19 protein-coding genes are annotated in these 17,726 nt (G+C 67.2%); 4 read left to right on the forward strand and 15 right to left on the reverse strand.

What is annotated here, in order from left to right:
• The first annotated feature begins 19 nt into the window (after positions 1-19).
• The 3 genes from NA2_RS12575 (at position 20) to NA2_RS12585 (ending at position 2,659) form a co-directional block, all read left to right on the forward strand.
• Complete coding sequence (locus NA2_RS12575; RefSeq protein ID WP_008597306.1) at positions 20-955, forward strand: iron chelate uptake ABC transporter family permease subunit; 936 nt, start codon at positions 20-22, stop codon at positions 953-955.
• The gene (locus NA2_RS12580; RefSeq protein WP_008597307.1) at positions 952-1,710 is read left to right on the forward strand and encodes an iron ABC transporter ATP-binding protein; all 759 of its coding nucleotides are present in this window, start codon (positions 952-954) and stop codon (positions 1,708-1,710) included. The genes NA2_RS12575 and NA2_RS12580 overlap by 4 nt, the downstream gene beginning before the upstream one ends.
• A gap of 130 nt (positions 1,711-1,840) precedes the next feature.
• Positions 1,841-2,659: an IclR family transcriptional regulator gene (locus NA2_RS12585; RefSeq protein WP_008597308.1), complete on the forward strand. Its 819-nt coding sequence runs from the start codon at positions 1,841-1,843 to the stop codon at positions 2,657-2,659.
• Here NA2_RS12585 and NA2_RS12590 read toward each other — a convergent pair.
• The 15 genes from NA2_RS12590 to NA2_RS12660 form a co-directional block, all read right to left on the reverse strand.
• Positions 2,650-3,249 carry a pentapeptide repeat-containing protein gene (locus tag NA2_RS12590; protein WP_008597309.1) on the reverse strand — a complete coding sequence of 200 codons (600 nt, stop codon included), beginning with the start codon at positions 3,247-3,249 and terminating at the stop codon, positions 2,650-2,652. The two genes, NA2_RS12585 and NA2_RS12590, sit on opposite strands and share 10 nt — an antisense overlap.
• Complete coding sequence (locus NA2_RS12595; RefSeq protein ID WP_008597310.1) at positions 3,249-3,716, reverse strand: flavodoxin domain-containing protein; 468 nt, start codon at positions 3,714-3,716, stop codon at positions 3,249-3,251. Before NA2_RS12595 ends, NA2_RS12590 begins: the two co-directional genes overlap by 1 nt.
• Positions 3,713-4,963, reverse strand: coding sequence for an FAD-dependent oxidoreductase (locus tag NA2_RS12600; protein WP_040677763.1), 1,251 nt, complete (start codon positions 4,961-4,963; stop codon positions 3,713-3,715). Before NA2_RS12600 ends, NA2_RS12595 begins: the two co-directional genes overlap by 4 nt.
• Positions 4,960-6,453, reverse strand: coding sequence for an aldehyde dehydrogenase (locus tag NA2_RS12605; protein WP_008597313.1), 1,494 nt, complete (start codon positions 6,451-6,453; stop codon positions 4,960-4,962). The genes NA2_RS12600 and NA2_RS12605 overlap by 4 nt, the downstream gene beginning before the upstream one ends.
• Before the next feature lie 13 nt (positions 6,454-6,466).
• Positions 6,467-7,291 carry an aspartate dehydrogenase gene (locus NA2_RS12610; RefSeq protein WP_008597314.1) on the reverse strand — a complete coding sequence of 275 codons (825 nt, stop codon included), beginning with the start codon at positions 7,289-7,291 and terminating at the stop codon, positions 6,467-6,469.
• Positions 7,292-7,295: 4 nt separating this feature from the next.
• On the reverse strand, positions 7,296-8,969 hold the full coding sequence (locus NA2_RS12615; protein ID WP_008597315.1) for a thiamine pyrophosphate-binding protein: 1,674 nt from the start codon (positions 8,967-8,969) through the stop codon (positions 7,296-7,298).
• A gap of 10 nt (positions 8,970-8,979) precedes the next feature.
• Positions 8,980-9,768, reverse strand: coding sequence for an SDR family oxidoreductase (locus tag NA2_RS12620; RefSeq protein WP_008597317.1), 789 nt, complete (start codon positions 9,766-9,768; stop codon positions 8,980-8,982).
• Complete coding sequence (locus NA2_RS12625) at positions 9,768-10,694, reverse strand: VOC family protein (RefSeq protein WP_008597318.1); 927 nt, start codon at positions 10,692-10,694, stop codon at positions 9,768-9,770. The genes NA2_RS12620 and NA2_RS12625 overlap by 1 nt, the downstream gene beginning before the upstream one ends.
• Positions 10,695-10,714: 20 nt before the next feature.
• Entirely contained in the window at positions 10,715-11,527 is an 813-nt protein-coding gene (locus tag NA2_RS12630) for an alpha/beta fold hydrolase (protein ID WP_008597319.1), read from the reverse strand.
• A 7-nt stretch (positions 11,528-11,534) separates the two neighbouring features.
• Positions 11,535-12,272, reverse strand: a complete 738-nt coding sequence (locus NA2_RS12635; protein ID WP_008597320.1) for an SDR family oxidoreductase — start codon at positions 12,270-12,272, stop codon at positions 11,535-11,537.
• Positions 12,272-13,312, reverse strand: a complete 1,041-nt coding sequence (locus NA2_RS12640; protein ID WP_008597321.1) for an aromatic ring-hydroxylating oxygenase subunit alpha — start codon at positions 13,310-13,312, stop codon at positions 12,272-12,274. Before NA2_RS12640 ends, NA2_RS12635 begins: the two co-directional genes overlap by 1 nt.
• A gap of 64 nt (positions 13,313-13,376) precedes the next feature.
• Entirely contained in the window at positions 13,377-14,207 is an 831-nt protein-coding gene (locus NA2_RS12645; RefSeq protein WP_008597323.1) for an ABC transporter permease, read from the reverse strand.
• Complete coding sequence (locus NA2_RS12650) at positions 14,204-15,178, reverse strand: ABC transporter substrate-binding protein (RefSeq protein ID WP_008597326.1); 975 nt, start codon at positions 15,176-15,178, stop codon at positions 14,204-14,206. Before NA2_RS12650 ends, NA2_RS12645 begins: the two co-directional genes overlap by 4 nt.
• A 31-nt stretch (positions 15,179-15,209) precedes the next feature.
• Positions 15,210-15,980 (reverse strand): ABC transporter ATP-binding protein, encoded by a 771-nt coding sequence (locus NA2_RS12655; RefSeq protein ID WP_008597327.1) that lies wholly within the window; start codon positions 15,978-15,980, stop codon positions 15,210-15,212.
• On the reverse strand, positions 15,970-16,296 hold the full coding sequence (locus NA2_RS12660; protein ID WP_244423641.1) for a recombinase-like helix-turn-helix domain-containing protein: 327 nt from the start codon (positions 16,294-16,296) through the stop codon (positions 15,970-15,972). Before NA2_RS12660 ends, NA2_RS12655 begins: the two co-directional genes overlap by 11 nt.
• A 267-nt stretch (positions 16,297-16,563) precedes the next feature.
• Between NA2_RS12660 and NA2_RS12665 the strand changes: the two genes are divergently transcribed.
• Positions 16,564-17,694, forward strand: a complete 1,131-nt coding sequence (locus NA2_RS12665) for an FAD-dependent monooxygenase (protein WP_008597330.1) — start codon at positions 16,564-16,566, stop codon at positions 17,692-17,694.
• Positions 17,695-17,726: the final 32 nt, after the last annotated feature.

Consider the following 17,726-nt stretch of genomic DNA (forward strand, 5'->3'; position numbering starts at 1 on the left):
ATCCACCCACAGGGCACGGATGGTGCTCGCCGGCCTGTCCGCCGCGGCATTGGTCGCGGTGGCGGTGTTCATGACGCTCGGCGCCAAAGGGCAGTGGGATTTCATCCTCGCCTTCCGGGGAACCAAGCTGATCAGCATGGTGCTCGTCGCCTATGCGGTGGCGGTCTCGACGGTCTTGTTCCAGACTGTCACGCAGAACAGGATCCTCACGCCGTCGGTGATGGGCTTCGATTCGCTGTACGCGGCGATCCAGACCGCCGTGGTCTTCTTCATGGGCGCGCACCAGCTATCCACCTTCGACCCACGCCTGCGCTTCGTCCTGGAAGCTCTGATCATGGGCAGCCTGTCCCTGCTCCTGTTTCGCTGGCTCTTCCTCGGGCGCCGGCGCAGCCTGCATCTGGTCGTGCTGGCCGGCGTCGTCTTCGGCGTCTTTTTCCGCAGCCTCTCCCTGCTGATGCAACGCCTTCTCGACCCCAACGCGTTCATCGTCCTGCAGGACCAGCTTTTCGCCAGCTTCAACACCATCGACCAGGAGCTTCTGGTCATCTCCGGCATCATCGTCGTCGCAGCCTCCATCGTCAGCCGCCAGCTCATCGCCCGGCTCGACGTGCTGGCGCTCGGCCGCGACGTGGCGATCAATCTCGGCGTCGACTACCGGCGCCTCGTGATGCTGCTGTTCGCCCTGATCGCGATCCTGGTCTCGGTTTCGACGGCGCTGGTCGGCCCCGTCACCTTCTTCGGTCTCCTCGTCGCCAATCTCGCCTATCAGGCGCTGGGAACCGACCGCCACCGTTATACCCTGCCCGCGGCGACGCTGATCGCCATCATCGCCCTGGTCGGCGGGCAAACGATCCTGGAGCGTGTCTTCGGCTTCGACACCGCGCTCAGCATCATTATCGAGTTCATCGGCGGCATCACCTTCATGCTGCTTCTCTACCGGAATCTGAAACGATGATCGAAATCACCGGCGTCAGCAAAACCTACGAGGACGAGACCGTTCTCGACGATGTGAACCTCGTGCTGCCCGACAGCGGAATCACGGCCATCGTGGGTCCCAACGGCGCGGGGAAATCGACGCTGCTGTCGATCATCGCGCGGCTGCTTGCGCCAAGCGCCGGCACGGTTCTGGTGGACGGGCTGGACGTGCAGAAGACGAAGAGCGAGGTGCTGGCCAAGCGTCTCGCCATCCTGCGGCAGGCCAACCAGGTCGGCATGCGCCTGACGGTCGAGGAACTGGTGACGTTCGGGCGCTTTCCCCACTGCGCCGGCAGGCCGACGGCGCAAGACGAGCGCCACGTGCGCGAGGCCATCGCCTATCTCGGCCTGGAAACGCTCAGCGGACGGTTCCTGGACGAACTCTCCGGCGGCCAGCGGCAGCGCGCCTTCGTGGCGATGGTGCTGGCGCAGGACACCAACTATGTGCTGCTCGACGAACCGCTGAACAGCCTCGACATGAAGCATGCGGCGGCGATGATGAAGCTGCTGCGCCGGGCGGCGGATACTTTCGACAAGTCGATCATCATCGTCATCCACGACATCAACTTCGCCTCCATCTACGCCGACAGGATCATCGCCATGCGCGATGGCCGCGTCGTGCTGGAAGGCACGCCGGATACATTCATGCGTGAACCGGTCCTGCAGGACATCTACGACACCCGCATCGATGTGCACGAGGTGGATGGACATCGCCTCGGCATGCATTATCTGTAGCGCAGCCGACAGCCCATGTTCCACGCGCCACCGCTCCAGGGGAGCGATTCGTTCGGCTGGATATTTTTCCTATCGTCGCGTTCAAATATGATTAAACTGTGCAAATACGCGCAATGTGGTGGGAATCAGAATGGCTGAAACCGAGCAGGACGAGACGCGGGAGCCGCTCTACGTGGTGCCGCCCGTGGTCCGGGCCGTGGCGCTTCTGCGCTATGTCGCCGCCGGCAACCGCTGCCGCAACATCAGCAGTGCCGCCAAGGCGCTCAACATCAACCGCACAACGCTGATCCGGCTGCTCGCGACGCTGGAGGCCGAGGGCATTCTCGAGCAGATCGCCGACGACGGTGGATACCGGCTCGGGACGGGCCTCATCGCACTTGCCTCCGAGGCGCTGAACGAGCGCGGGATCCTGCAGGTCGCCCGCCCCTTCCTGAAGCAGCTCGTGCAGTCGCTCAACCTGTCGGCGCATCTGGGCGTTCTCGAAGGCCGCGAGATCGTCTATCTGGCGCGCGAGACGCCGAACTCGCACCTTGCAAGCACGGTGCGCGAGGGTACCCGCCTGCCGGCGCATGCGACGACCATCGGGCGCATTCTTCTGGCGGAGCTTCCGGCGGCCTCGCTGCGCGCGCTCTATGCCGGCCAGGTGATGGAATCGTTCACCACCAAGACCCGCACCTCGCTGGCGGAACTCGAAACGCAACTGCAGGCAGACAGGGTGCGCGGGGCAGCCTGGAGCGTCGCCAATTTCGAGCGCGAGATCGGCTCCGCGGCCGTCGCCATCCACGACCATCAGGCGCGTGCGGTGGGCGCCATCAACGTGACCGGCCATGCGAGCGTCTTCGCCGAGGACAGTCCGCAGGTGGAGAAGATCGAGCACGAGCTGAAGGCCGCGGCCCGCGCCATGTCGGAAGCGCTCGGCTATCGCGGCTGGTCGGCCGATCAGTTGTAGGTATAGCCGTAGGACAGGGCGAAAGCCGTATCGCGAAGCGGCGCGTTCCCGGCGAGGGCGCGGCGAAGCCACAGGCGGCCATGCACCTGCGTCTGCGCGAAATCGGCTGCTTCCGGCAACCGCGCGTCCTGGCACCACAGGCCACCCAGCCATTCGGCCTGCCGGAAGGAGGCAGGACCGCGCATCTCCACGCCCTGCAATGAGAAATTGCCGTAGCAGGCAAGGCTCCGGAAATCCGCCCCGGCTGCAAAACGCGCCTCGTCGAAACGGGCGATGCCGCGAAACTCCGTTTCATCGAACCGCGCGGCGGCGTCGAACGCCGCGGCATCGAAGCGCGCATCATTGGTGAAGATCGCGCGCGAGAAACGGGCCTCGCTTCCGAAACGCGCGCCGCTGAACCAGCTCACGCCGAGAAACCGGGCGCCCCGTGCATCGATCCCGCTCGGAAAGGAGGCGCCGGTGAAATCGACCCCCGTCACATCAAGGCCCGCGAGATCGAGAGCGCCCTCGCAGACAACGCCCGAAAGATCGATGCAATCGCCGTGCCGCCAGGGGGCGGCGACCAGGGCGCGGATCCCGGCGGCCTTCATCAGGCGTTCTCGCCGATTGCTTCCTCGGCAAGCGCTACTGTCTGCGCCGCCCAGGGGAACGCCAGATCTTCCGCCATGTCGCTGCCGGAGGCATCGTGCGTGAGGCGCTCGCCGACCTGCTTCGCGCCGTGCGCGGCCAGCAGTTCCGCGAGCCCCTTGCTGCCGAAGTTGAAGGTCTCCTCATACTCGCTGTCGCCGAGGCCGAAAATGGCGAAATGAACGCCGGAGAGGCTGGGCGAAGCCGCCTTCAGCGCCGCGGCGAAGGGCTGCGCGGAAGCCGGCAGCTCGCCATCGCCATAGGTGGAGCAGACGATCATGTGCAGCCGGCCGGCATCGAACTCGTCCGGAGCGAAATCCGAGAGGTTTCGGCATTCGACCGCGTGTTCGCCTTCCAGCTCGGCCATGATGTCCTCGGCCAGCATCTCGGCATTGCCGGTCTCGGTGCCGTAAAGAAGCATGATGTTCATCGAGGACACTCCTCTTCCTGAAAGGCCAGCGCCAGCATGGCGTCGCGTGAATTGATCTTGACCCGGCAGCGGTTTTCCGGTGCCGCGGCGATCTCGGCGGCGTCGATGCGCTTCCAGCCCTGATAGCCGACGGCGCCGGCCCATTCCGGAAAGGCGTCCCGCCCCGGCTTTGCCGCGGGCGCGGCGCCCGTCTCCAGATCGGCCAGGATGCGCGCGGCAAGGAGCTGCGCGTCGGCGCGGTTGTCTGGGATCGTTCCCTGCGGTCCACGGCGGAACCAGCCGGTGGCATAAAGGCCCGGCGCGAGCACGCCCGCTTCCCTGTCCGCCGCCGAGCCGAGCAGGGCATCGCGTGGCAGAACGCCTTCGTCATCGAAGCCGATTGCCGTGATGAAGGCACTGCACGGAAGAGACGTCACATCGCCGCTTCCGTCCACGAAGCGTATTTCACCGACCCGTCCGTCCGCACCCGCAAGTTCGACAGGCGTCAGGCCGAAGCGGAAGGTGATGCGGCGGGAACCGGAGCCGTGGCCGTCGATGGCCTCCAGCGCCGCGATCGTCTTCGCGCCCTCCGGATCGTCGCTTGCGCCCGCATCGACGACACGGATGGCGACGCCCGCGAGCTTCGCCAGTTCCCTGATCATCACGGCGTCGAACTTTGCCGCGGCGGCGGGCGAGCGGCCGACGATCTCGATCTCCTCGATGCCGGAAGCCGCGAGCCAGGCGCTCGGGCCGGGGCCGAGATCGGAACCGGCGAGTTCGTCGGGCGTCTTGGCGAGCAGGCGCAGGAGATCGATGGCGACATTGCCATTGCCCATGATGACGACGCGCCGTCCCAGTCCGGGCAGCGGCTCGGCATCGGGATGCTCGTAGAGCGCGCGGGTCAGGCGGCCGGCCCGGTAGACGCCCTCAAGTTCCTCGCCGGGAATGCCGAGCGCCTGGTCGGCCGACAGGCCGGCCGCCAGCACCACCGCGTCATAGGCCTCGCGCAGGTCATCGAGACTGACATCCTCGCCCACGGCGACATTGCCGACAAAGCCGGCGCCCTGGCGCTCGAACAGTCGTTCGAACTGACGGATCACGCCCTTGGTGCCCTGATGATCGGCGGCGACGCCGTAACGCACGAGGCCGTAGGGCACGGGCAGCCGGTCGACCAGGTCCAGTCGCAGGTCGGGCGTGGCCTTCAGCAGCGCCTGCGCCAGATAGCAGCCGGACGGTCCCGAACCGACGATGGCGACAGCCCGGCTCATGACGCCTGCACCGTCGCGGCCGCCCATGGATGCGGCGCGCCCGAGAGGTCGGTGTAGAAGGATTTCTGCGCCATGTAGGCGCGAATGCCGTCGCGGCCCTTCTCGCGCCCCATGCCGCTCTCCTTTTCGCCGCCGAAGGGCGTCGAGATGGAGAACTGCTTGTAGGTATTGACCCAGACGGTTCCGGCGCTGATGGCACTGCCCACCCGCCAGCTCTTCGGGAAGTCGCGGGTCCAGATGCCGCAGGCGAGACCGTATTCGTTGTCGTTCGCCTGGGCGATCACGTCCGCCTCGTCATCGAAGGGGAGAACCACCAGAACCGGCCCGAAGACCTCCTCGCGGCAGATGCGCGCCGTGTTGTCGACGCCGGCAAGGATGGTCGGCAGATAGTAGGCGCCCTTGTCGAAGTCCTGGCCTTCCGGCGCGGCGCCCCCGGCCAGAAGCTCGGCCCCCTCGCCCAGCGCCATCCGCACATGCTCGGCGACGCCGTCGCGATGGTCGAAATGCACCAGCGGCGCAACCTGCGTGTCTGCCTCGAAGGGATGGCCGACTTTCAGCCGCTTCGTCGCCGCCACCAGCCGCTCGACGAACTGCGCGTAGATCGGCCGCTCAACGAAAAGGCGGGCGCCGGCGATGCAGCTCTGGCCCGACGATGAGAAGATGCCGAACAGAACGCCCGCCAGCGCCTGCTCGATATCGGCGTCGGCGAAGACGATGGTCGGCGACTTGCCGCCCAGTTCGAGCGAGACAGGCATCAGCTTGCCGGCCGCCTTCACGGCGAGCGCCCGGCCCGTCTCCGTGCCGCCGGTGAAACTGATCTTGGCGATGTCCGGATGCTCGACCAGAAGATTGCCGATCTCGCGGCCCGATCCCGGAAGGACGGAGAACAGGCCCTTCGGAAGGCCGGAGGCCTCGATGATGCGCGCCAGTTCCAGCGACACCAGCGGCGACCAGGAAGCCGGCTTTAGGAGAACGGCATTGCCGGCGGCCAGCGCCGGGGCAACCTTCTGCGCGTCGGAGGCGATCGGCGAGTTCCATGGCGTGATGGCGCCGACCAGTCCAAGCGGCTCGTGCACGGACATGGTGAGGGCGTTGCCGCGCTGCGCCGTCAGCGCCTCGTCCGAGGTCTCGAGCATCGCGCCGAAATAGCGGAACGTGCCGGCGGCGGAGGCCGCCAACGCGCCGGTCTCGCGCAGGGTCTTGCCCGTGTCGCGGGTCTGGATATGGGCGATCCGCTGGGCGTTCGCCTCGATGCCGTCGGCGATGGCGTAGAGGAAGCGCGCGCGCTCGTGCAGCTTCAGATTGCGCCAGGCCGGATCCGCCTGCGCGCGTTTGGCGCGCTCGATGGCGCGCTCGCCATCGGCGGTCGAGGCGCCGCGCAGCACGCGGTTGACGCTGCCGTCGGCGGGGAAGATCGAGGTGATCTCCGCACCCGTTCCCTCCTCCCATTCGCCGGCGATGAAAAGCTTGTTCTGCGGCAATTCGATCATCTTCGCCTCCACCTCAGATCGCCACCGGACCGATCCGGTTCCGGATTTCGCGCAGCACGCTGTAGACCGTCGAAACGGATGTCTTGGCATTGCCCGCCGAAGGCAGGTTCTCGATGCGCATCGTGTATTTCGCCAACGGCGAGACCACCGAGTATTCGTGGACATTGCCGGGGGCCGCGGGATCGGCGGTGAGTTCCACGCGCGTCGCCTCGAAGCCGGCGCCGGCAAGCGCCAGCGTCGCCGCGACATTGGCGTTCTTCGGGAAATCCCGCGCGGCCTCGCGCGCCGTCCCGGTGAAGAAGGTCGCAGCCTCCTTCAGCGTGCCGAGGTCCAGCGTGTTCTCCGCAGGGGTGCCGCTCCATGCAAGCGGCGGCTTGGAACCGCGATAGCGAACCTCAAGTCCCCCCGCAGCGCCGAGAGCCGCCAGAAGATCGATGCCGCCGACCGCGCCGGCCGGCAGGATCAGCCGCGTTCCGCCTTCGATGGCGGCGGCGCGCAGCTCCGTCTCCAGGTTCGCATCGGAAAGGGCGCCGATGGAGACGATCACCACCTCGGTGCCGTTGCGGAGCACTGCCGGCACATGCGCCACGACAGCCGCGTGCCCGGCGCATTCGACCACCAGGCCGGGCCGGTGGGACAGGAGCGCCTGCGCGTCGGTGACCACGACGGCCTCGCGTGCAACGCCGGCGAACTCACCCTTCAGGCGCGCTTCGGTGTCGCCGGCCAGTTCCGGCAGGGACAGCACCACGAGATGCTCAAGCGGAGTGTCAAGTGTTTCCGCAAGCTGCCCCAGAAGGGTCAACGCGATATTTCCGAAGCCGATCAGTCCGAGCCGCATCGCGCTATTTCCCATTGCCGGCGGCACCCGCCGGAGGACCGGCGAAGGCTTCGTTGAACGGGCCGACGGCGCACATGTCGATCTCGATCAGGCGCGGTCCCTCCGCGGCCACCGCCTCGTCGAGCGCGGCGGGGAAGTCCGCCACGTTGCTGACCAGTCGGTGCGGCATGCCGATCGACCGGCAGAAGCCGGCGAAGTCTGGAGTCGCCAGCGCCGAATAATGCCTGCGGCTGCCATACTGCGCGTCCTGAATGTTCTGGATGACCCCGTAGGCCTTGTCGTTCATCAAAAGATAGACCAGCGGCGCGTTCTCCTCGACGGCCGTGATCATCTCGGCGAGGCCGAGCATCGTTCCGCCGTCGCCGAGCAGCGTGATGGCCTTCGCCCCGCCGCTGGCGATCGCCGCGCCGACGCCCATCGCCACGCCCTGGCCAATGCCGCCGCCCAGCGCATGAACGCCGAGATTGGGTCCGGCGATGCGGACATAGCGGTTGCCGAAGGTGGAGTTGGAGATGGTGACGTCGCGGACCCAGGGATGCCCATTCGAGAACACGCGGTCGGCCAGCGTGTCGGCGACGACGCGGTAGGGGCCGAGCACATCGCGCATCCGGCCCTCGGCCTCGGCGCGCGTGCGCGCGATGTCGAAGGAGAGGTTCGTGTCGGTGTCGAGCGTGTCCGGCAGGCGCTGGAGCAGGCGCGCCAGCGTGTCGGCGGCATCGCCATGGGCGAACACCTCGACCGGATAGTTGCGGCCGCCCTGCGCCGCGTCAGCATCGACCTGAACCAGAGGCCGGGGAAGCGGCATCATGTTGTTGCGGGTTTCATTGCCGCGTAGGCGCGAGCCGACGACGATCATCAGGTCGCAGCTCTTGTAAAGCTCAGCCGCCTCCGGCGTCATGTTGAAGGCGCCCAAGCTCGCGGGTTCGGCTTCCGAAACGATGGCGCGGCCATTGGTGGAGGTGACGATGCCGAAGCCGCGCCGCATCAGTTCGGTGGCTTCCCTGCCCGCCGCGCGCGCCCCGCCGCCCAGCCACAGCAGCGGGCGCCTGGCCGCCTTGACCAATTCGGCGATCTCGTCGATCACCGTGTCCGGAGCGATCGGCAGGGTCGGCTGCGGCTTGTGGATATGCGCGGTCGCGCGCGCCGGCTTGCGCTGCACGTCCACCGGGATTTCCAGGCTGACCGGTCCCGTCGGGGCGGACAGGGCCGCCGATACCGCCGCCGTCAGCGCGCCGACGGCGCCGTTCGCGTCCCACATGCGGAACACGGCCTTCGACACGCCACGCAGCATCTCGGGCTGGCGCGGCACGTCATGGATCGCGGCGCGGTCACGGTCGGCGAATTCCAGATCGACCTGGGTCGTTATGTGCAGGACCGGCGACCCGGCGGTCAGCGCCTCGGCCTGCGCGCCGGCGGCATTGCCCGCTGCCGTGCCGGTCGAGGTCAGACACACGCCCAGTTCCGCCGAGACGCGCGCATAGGCGTCCGCCATGTTCATCGCCCCGGCCTCGCCGCGCGCCGGCACGAAGCGGATGCGTTCCTGGCGGGCAATGGCGTCGAGGATCGGCATGTTGTGGATGGAGATGACCCCGAAGACGGTGGTGACGCCGATCTCCGCCAGATACCGGGCGATGAAATCCCCGACCGTCTCGGTGACTGTGATTGTTTCGAGTTTCATCCCGTGTCCTTCAGATGTAACGAGACAGGCCGCCCGACACTTCGAGCTGCGCGCCTGTGATGTAGCTCGCCGCAGGCGAGCCGAGGAATGCGATGGCGGCCGCCGCTTCCGAGGGGTCCCCGAGGCGGCCGAGCGGAATGCCCTTCTTCGCCGCCAGCGCCCCGTACCATTCGGCCCGGCTCTGGCTCTGGTCCTCGCGCTCGGCGAAACGGCGCGACCACTGGCCCGAGCCGACAAGGCCGAGCAGGATCGAGTTCACGCGCACGTCGGGCGCCAGTTCGCCGCTCAGCGACTTGACGAGGTTCTGCACGCCGGCGCGCGCCGACGAGGTGCAGACCATGTGCGGCTCCGGCTGGTAGGCGAGCAGCGAGTTGACGGCGACGATGGCGCCCCTGGCCCTGCCCAGCATGGGCAGGAAGGCGCGCGTCGGGTGGATCTGGCTGAACAGCTTCAGCTCGTACTCGGCGCGCCAGTCGTCGTCATTGGTGTCGGCGAAGGTCGAGACGCGTCCCTGACCCGCATTGTTGACCAGCAGGTCGCAGCGTCCGAAGCGCGCTTCCACCTCGGCGGCAAAGCCCTTCACGGCTTCCGGCTCGAGCACGGAGAGCGCGCGGGCCAGGACGCGGTCCTCGCCGTAGTCGCGGACAAGAACCGCGGCCACGTCCTTCAGCCGGCTTTCCGTGCGGGCGCAGAGCGCCACGCTGGCACCCGACTGGAGCAGCGTCTCGACCGTCGCCAGACCGATGCCCGACGATCCTCCGGTGACCACGGCCACCTTGCCGTCATATCCATAATGCATCAGGCGTTGCTCCTCGTCGGCGCGAGTTCGGGAAAACCGGGATCAGGGCGACCCTGCATGACGGCGCGCTGGGCGGGCGTCGGCGGGCCAGCGGTCATCCAGCGATCCATCGCCTCGGGCTTGTCGCGCGGCCACACCTGCGCCTCGTGCGTCGCCTCGTCGATCTGCTGCAGCTCGGAGGTGAACTCGATGACGAAGCCGGAGGGCGAGACGAAATAGGCGAACGGGTTGTTGCCCGGCCCGTGCCGGCCCGGTCCCCAGGTCGGCACGTGCCCCTTCTGCTTCATCCGGCCGATGCCGCGCATGAACTCGTCGATCGACGGCATCTCGAAGGCGACGTGGTTGACGCTGGCATAGTCACCGCGCACCAGCGCGATCGAATGATGATCCGAATTGCAGCGCAGGAACACCATCTGGTCGGCGGAGTAGTCGGAGACGCGGAAGCCGAGCACATGGGCGTAGAATTCCTGCACGCCTTCCATGTCGGGCGTGTTGAGCACCACATGGCTGACCTTGCGCGGCTTCGCCCACTCCGCTTCCTCGTCGAGGCTGAGCGCCTCGGTGCGGAAGCGCAGGCGGCGGTTGTCGGGGTCGAGCATCTCGAAGCCGTAGCCGCCGGCATAGTCGTCGAAGGGGGCGGGATCGCCGAGCACGATGCCGCCGCGCGCCACGATCTGCGCATGCAGCGCCGCCATCGAGGCGCGGTCCGGCATGGAGAAATGCACATATTCAATGCCGTAGACGGGGCCATCCTTCAAGCCGTACAGGAAGGGCTCGCCCCCCGCGCCGCGCAGCAGCGCGATGCCGTCCTCCCGGTGGGCGAGGCTGAGGCCCCACATGTCCTCGTAGAACGGCAGGGTCTTCGTGATGCCCGGTCCGCGCATCATGATGCCGCGAAGACTGCCGACCCGAACGGTCTCTGCCATGGTCATTCCTCCTCGCGGCCTCAGCCGACGGTTTCTGCCAGAGCTTCCAGCGCCGCCGCGAAGGCGGCCGGAGCCTGCTGATAAAGGGCGTGCCCGGCACCGGGCACGAGGGTGAGCGCACCGCGCCAGGGGTCGCGCAGCGCGGCATGGGCGCGACGCGCGGAATCCGGCGGCGTGACGACGTCCTCCGCGCCGACGATCACGTCGGTCGGCACCTGCAGGCGCTCCGCATCGTCCAGAAGCCTGCCGGAGGCGAGCATGCGCGCCGCCTGCGGATAGCCGGGCGCGCTAACCCTCGCCATGCCGTCGCGCACGCGGCGAACGATGTCCTGATTGGCCTCCGGCTCGTAGACCAGCCTCGGCGCGCGCAGCGCGGCAAAGTCGTCGGCGCCAAGCCGCTCCAGATCGTCGATGCGCCCCTGCGCTGCGGCGCTCAGCGCCGCGCCGCGCGGCACGCCATGGCCGAGCGCCGGGGAACTCAGCAGCAGCCGGGCGACACGGTCACGATGGGCGGTGACGAAGGAAGCGGCCATCAGGCAGCCAAGTGAATGGCCGGCAAGCAGGATTCTCTCCAGCCCGAGCCGGTCGAGAAGCGCCTTCAGCGCGGCGGCGTAATCGCTTGCCAGCGGCCATTCGAGGTCGAGCGGCGCGGAGCCGCCATAGCCCGGCGCATTCCAGGCGATGACGCGCCAGCCGCGCGGCAGATGCGGCAGGAGCGGCGAGAACGAGGCCGCGTTGGACCCGACGCCATGCAGCATCACCAGCACGGGCCCGCCCTCGCCGGGTCGCTCCAGATACTCGATATCGCCGGATGTCTGCCTGTTGAACGTCATGACCGCCTCAGTTGAAGACAAAACCGTTGTTGACCGGCAGCACCTGCCCTGTCAGCGTGAGTGCTCCCTCCGAGAGCAGGAAGGCGATGACCTCGGTGATCTCGCCCGGCGCCTGCTCGCCCGGCACGGCGCGGCCCTCGGCATAGAGCCGGTGGCGGGCTTCGGGGACATAGCCGGTCGATTCCGTCGTCAGGATACCGGGCGCGACGGCGGTCACGCCGATGCGGTCGGGCCCGAGTTCCCGGGCCAGTGAACGGGTCATCGACATCAGCGCGCCCTTGCTCGCCACATAGGACATCAGGCGCGGCGCGCCCCACAGCGCGGTGTCCGACGCGATGTTGACGATCCGGCCCGAGCCGGACGCCTTGAGAAGCGGCGTCGCGGCGCGGGTCATCAGCCAGGTGCCGCGGACATTGACCTGCATCACGCGGTCCCAGCTGTCGATCCCGATCTCGTCGAAGGGTATGCCGCCGATGCCGGTAGCGATGGCGCCATTGTTGACGAGGCCGTGCAGGACGCCCTTCCCGTGGCCGGCCAGAACCGTGCCCGCCGCATCGATGGAGGCGGGGTCGCCCAGATCCAGCGTGATGAAACGGGCGCCGGTTTCGTCGGCGACCGCGCGCCCTTCCTCCTCGGCGATATCGGCGAGCAGGAGATCGGCGCCCTGCGCCGCGAGGCGCCTGGCGATCTCCGCGCCGAGGCCGCGCGCGGCCCCCGTCACCAGTATGGTGCGTCCCTTCAGCATCACTCGGCCGCAGCCTCCGCCATTTCGGCCTCGACCTGGCTCTTGGCGGCCCGCGTCAGGACCTGCCGGACGCGCGACACGCCAAGGTCGTGCTGGTAGAGCATCTCGCGCCTGCGGGCGTCGTCGGGCATGCCTTCCAGCATCACGCGATCCTGCTCGAGCACGTCCCAATGGGTCTTTTCCAGCCGCGCGCGATAGAGGAAGCGCCAGCTTTCGCGGGCGAGGCCCGAGACCTGCCGCATGCGCCAGAAGAAGACCTTGCAGGTGGTCGCGTCGATCGGCGTGACGAAGCCGATGATGCGGAAGACGCCGCCCGGCCCGGCCGCCGGCGGATAGGGAATCTCGAGGAAGCAGAACATCGAGCCCGGATGCACCTCGAACTCGGTCCAGTCGAAATTCTCGCCGACCTGCCCGACGCGGCTAACCCGGAAGCCGGTGTCGGTCTTGTCGAGCTTCATCAGGTCCTGCTTGGAACCGAAGGCCAAGGTAAAGCTCTCCGCGTGGAGGTAGCAGCCATGCATCGGGTCGGCGAGGTTGTCGAGCGCGTAGCGGTAATTGGCCTTCCACTCGCCCGTGCACAGGAAGCCGGTCCAGTCGTCGCTGGTCAATTCCTTCGGCAGGATCAGTTCCGGCGCCTCGGGCTGCTCGATCGACGGCACATAGACGAAGACGGCATCGCCCGCTTCGGCGACCTCGAAGGATTTCAGCGCCTTGCGTCCCTCCAGGGCGCATTCGGGCATCGCCGGCACCCGCACCACCACACCCTCGCCATCGACGACGACGCCATGGTAGCGGCAACCGATATTGCCTTCATGGATCTCGCCATAGGAGAGCGGCGCGCCGCGATGCGGACAAAAGTCCTCGATGCAGCGCAGCCGGTTCTCCGCATCGCGCCACAGCACGATCTTCTCGCCGAGCAGGCGCGCGCCATGCGGCCTGGTCTTCTTGACCTCGACCGACTTCGCAACGGGATACCACTGGCCGCGCAGGCCATTGTTCACCCGGTCCTCGATCAGCGTTTTCTTGTCGATGGCTGTCATGTCCGTCTCCGTCGTGGCTCTCCGGAAGCCTCCCGCCTCCGGCGACAAGGATAGTGATCGCCCGCTAGTGCTGGGCTTTCGGCAGATAGTGCAGCACCCGCTCCTCGATCCGCACGAGCACGGTGTAGAGCAGGAAGCCGATCACGGTCAGAAGCACGATGGCGTTGAAGACCATCGCGGCATTCGCCTGTCCGCCGCCGTAGGAAATCAGGAAGCCGAGGCCGGTGTTGCCGCCGACCAGCTCGCCGACCGTCACGCCGATCACCGCGAGCGTCGAGGCGATACGCAGTCCCGCCATCAGATTGGGCATGGTGGACGGCATCTCGACTTTCAGGAAAATCCCCCAGCGCGACAGATTGTAGGCGCGCGCCAGATTGACCAGATCGCGGTCGACGGTGCGCATCGCCTGCAGCACGTTCACCAGGACCGGGAAGAAGACGATCAGCACCGTCACCAGAAGCTTCGGCATGGCGTTGTAGCCGAACCACATGATGAACAGCGGCGCGAAAGCCACTTTCGGCGCGATCTGCAGCGCCAGGATGTAGGGCGACAGCACCTTCTCCCAGAACTCGGACATGCCGAGCAGGTAACCGATCACCGCGCCGAGCAGGCTGCCGATGGCGAAGCCGAGCACGGTGTAGAGCGCTGTCGACAGCGTATGCCCGAGCAGCCCCTCCTGGGCCCACATGCGCTTCATCTCCGCCAGACAGTCGGTGACCGTCGGGATGATGAACTTCGGCACGTCGAGCGCCGGCGGCAGGAACTGCCAGGCGAGCAGGACCAGGGCGAGAAGCCCCAGGCTGGCGACGAGAGTGTTGCGTTGGGCGGTCATGGCGGGCTTGTTCACCTTGGCCGGAGCAGCCGCCCCGGCCTCCATCGAGCTGGCCTGTGTCATTGGACGAAATCGTTCGTGTAGAGGTCCTCGACCGGAACGGCGGTCTGAACGATGCCGCTGTCGACGTAGAAAGCCTGAACCTTGCCGATGCGCTCGGGGTTGAAGGCGCCGAGCGGCTGGTTCTCGCCCTGCGGATAGACCAGCGTCGCGTAGGAGCGCAGGATGCCCTCGATCTCGGCTTCCTTGCCGGCGTGCTGCGGCATGGCCGCGACATAGTCCCTGGCCGCCTGCGCCGGATCGGCGGCGATGTCGCCGACAGCCTTCAGCACCGCGCCGACGAAGCCGCGCACCACTTCGGGGCGCTCCTCGATGGTCTTGTCGGAAGCGATGATCGCCTGCGCCATCGCGGGGAAGACCTCGTCGACCGGCATCTGCTCCATCTCGACGCCGGCGGCCTCGATGGCGGCGATCCACTCGGGAACGCCGGACATGGCGTGCAGCTTGCCGGCAATGGTGAGCTGAATGATGCCGCCCGGGCCGACCGCCTGGATGTCGGCGTCCGCCTTGGTCAGCTCCGCCGAGGCCAGAACGCCGAGCAGGTTGTAGTAAGTCGTGTCCTGGAAGGCGAGGACGCCGATGGACTTGCCCTTCAGATCGGCCGGACCGGCGATGCCGCTGTCCTTGCGCCAGGCAAGCTGGGTCAGGCCGCGGCCGCCGAGCAGCGCGACGCCGCGAATGTCGAGGCCGTTGGCGCGCACGATGATCGGCGTGTCGCCGATGCCGCCGCCGAGATCGGCATTGCCGACGGCCACCTGGGTCGCGACATCAGCCCCACCCTTGCCGACCTGAAACGACACGTCGAGGCCGGCGGCTTCGAAATAGCCCTTGCTCTTGGCGAGCTGGAACGGCGCGAAGGCCGGCAGGAAGTCGGGCGCCGGAAACAGGTAAGTCACCTTCTCGGCAGCCAGGGCAGCGGTGGCGGAAACCGCCAGAAGGGCGGCGGCGATGGTCGAGCGAAGCATGCGTTTCATCAGAATTCCCCTTTTTGCTTTCCGATGTCGGTCAGATGGCTTTTTCTTCGAGTTTCAGATGCTTGAAGATCTGCGCCGCGTAGTCGCTCACCTCGGGCATCACCCGGCGCCTGAGCGGCTCCTCCCGATGCGGCAGGTCGACCTTGATTTCCGCCACGACGGTGCCCGGCCGCTCGGACAGGACGAGGATGCGGTCGGACATCAGCACGGCCTCGGCCAGGTCATGCGTGATCAGAAGCGTCGTCTTGCCGGTCTGCGCGATCGTTCCGGCAAAGCTGTTCTGGAGCAGAAGCTTGGTCTGCGCGTCGAGCGCGGAGAACGGCTCGTCGAGCAGCACGATCTCGGGCTTGATGGCGAGCGTGCGGGCCAGCGCCGCGCGCTGCCGCATGCCGCCCGAGAGCTGGTAGGGATAGTGGTTCTCGAAGCCGGCGAGATGGCAGCGCTTCAGTTCGGCCATCGCCCGGTCGCGGCGCTCCGACTTGGCGACGCCGCGCGCCTCCAGCCCGAACTCCACATTCGAAACGATGTTGCGCCACGGCAGGAGCAGGTCCTTCTGCAGCATGAAACCGACATGCGCATTGGGACCGGAAACCCGGTCGTCGCTGACGAAGACCTCGCCCTGTGTCGGTTGGTAGAGGCCGGCGGTCATGCTGAGGATGGTGCTCTTGCCGCAGCCGGAAGGGCCGACGACCGAGACGAACTCGCCCTCGTTCACGCGGAAATTGATGTCGTTGACCGCAACGAGGTTCTGTCCCGTGCCGGTCGTGAATTCCTTGGTGACCGAGCGGAACTCAAGCGCCATAGCCGTCCGCCTCGTATGCGGCGTCAAGCTCGGCGTTGGTGGCCTCGAGTTCCTCGGCCAGCAGCGCCTCGGTCCAGTCTGTCCGGCCCGAGCGGGGCGCCACGACGCCCTTTTCGGCCAGCTGGCGCGCAACGGCGGCGAAGTCGTGCTCGCCCGTGGCGTAGACCTCCATCAGCGCACCGGCCAGTGCGTTTTCGCGCTCGTCCAGCGCGCGGCCCCGGCATTGATGCTCCAGGCCGGGGCGTCCGGTGTCGAAGGCGCGCTGCGAGAGGCGATCTTTGAAGGCGTCCATCTCTACCTCCCAGTAGATGTTCAAACCGGCATATGTTCAAATAAGAACACATTGTTCAAAATAAGGATGCATGATCGCCGAACTCGAGTCAACTCCCTCCTTTCCTCCCTCTTCCTCGCCTCCCTCCTTCGCCGACGCCGGCTTCATCACCGCCGGCCTTCACGCAGCCCCGACCTGGTCCGACCGGCAGTGAGGCAGGCTTCCGGCGCGTTGACAGGGCGCGGCATGAGGGCTACCGTTATTTTTTGAACTTTAAGTTCTTATTTGAACGTTTGGCAGGGAGTGAGCCGAATGAAGATCGGCATTGCCGGCGCTGGCGTCGGTGGAATGGCAGCCGCGATCGCGCTGCAGAAGCAGGGGCACGACGTCACCATATTCGAGCGGGCGCGGGCTTTCGGACGCATCGGCGCCGATGTCAACCTGACCCCCAACGCGGTGCATGCCCTGGACGGGCTTGGCGTCGGAGAGGTGCTACGGCGGACGGCGGCGCGCCCAGAATACAGGATCAGCCGCACCTGGGACAGCGGCGAGGAAACGTCACGCCTTCCGATGAGCACGGCAGCCGAGGAACGCTACGGCGCGCCGCAGCTCACCATTCACCGCGCCGACCTGCTGGCGGCCCTCGAAAACACCCTCGTCCCGGGCACGATCCGGTTCGCCACGCCCGTGGAAGGGGCGATGCCATACGGCGATGGCGCGGCCGCGATCCTCGGCGACGGCACCCGGTTCGAGGCCGACGTGCTGATCGGCGCCGACGGCATCCACTCGGCGGTCCGCCGCGCGCTGTTCGGCGAGGACCATCCGCGCTTCACCGGCCTCGTCTCCTACCGCGCCGTTTTCCCGCGCGAACGCGGCGACGGCATTCCCAATCTCGATTCCTTCACCAAGTGGTGGGGGCCGACCTCCGACCGGCAGATCGTCACCTTCCCGCTCAATCGCGGCAGCGAGATCTTCGTCTTCGCCACCACGGCCCAGCAGGACTGGACCGAGGAGGGCTGGACGCTGCCGGGCGATATCGGCGCCCTGCGCGCCGCCTACGCGGATTTTCATCCCGAGGCGCGCGCGCTGCTCGATGCCTGCGAGACGGTCACCCGCTCGGCACTGCATGTGCGGGAGCCGATGCAGCACTGGTCGAGCGGCGCCATCACGCTTCTGGGCGACGCCGCGCATCCGATGGTGCCCTTCATGGCGCAGGGCGCCTGCATGGCATCGGAAGACGCTGTCGTCCTGGCACGCGCCCTCGACGGTGCAACGCCGGCAACCGTAGCCGGCGCCCTGAAGCTCTACGAGGAAGCCCGCATCCCGCGGACGGCGAAAGTGCAGCAGGGTTCGCTCGCCAATGACTGGCTGAAGCAGGGTACCAATGCCGACTGGGTCTATGGCTACGACGCCTGGGCGGCGGAGTTGGCGGAGGCGGCCTGATCCCTTCCGAAGCCGCTTTGCATCTTCCCATC

Source organism: Nitratireductor pacificus pht-3B (assembly GCF_000300335.1).
GTDB lineage: Bacteria > Pseudomonadota > Alphaproteobacteria > Rhizobiales > Rhizobiaceae > Nitratireductor > Nitratireductor pacificus.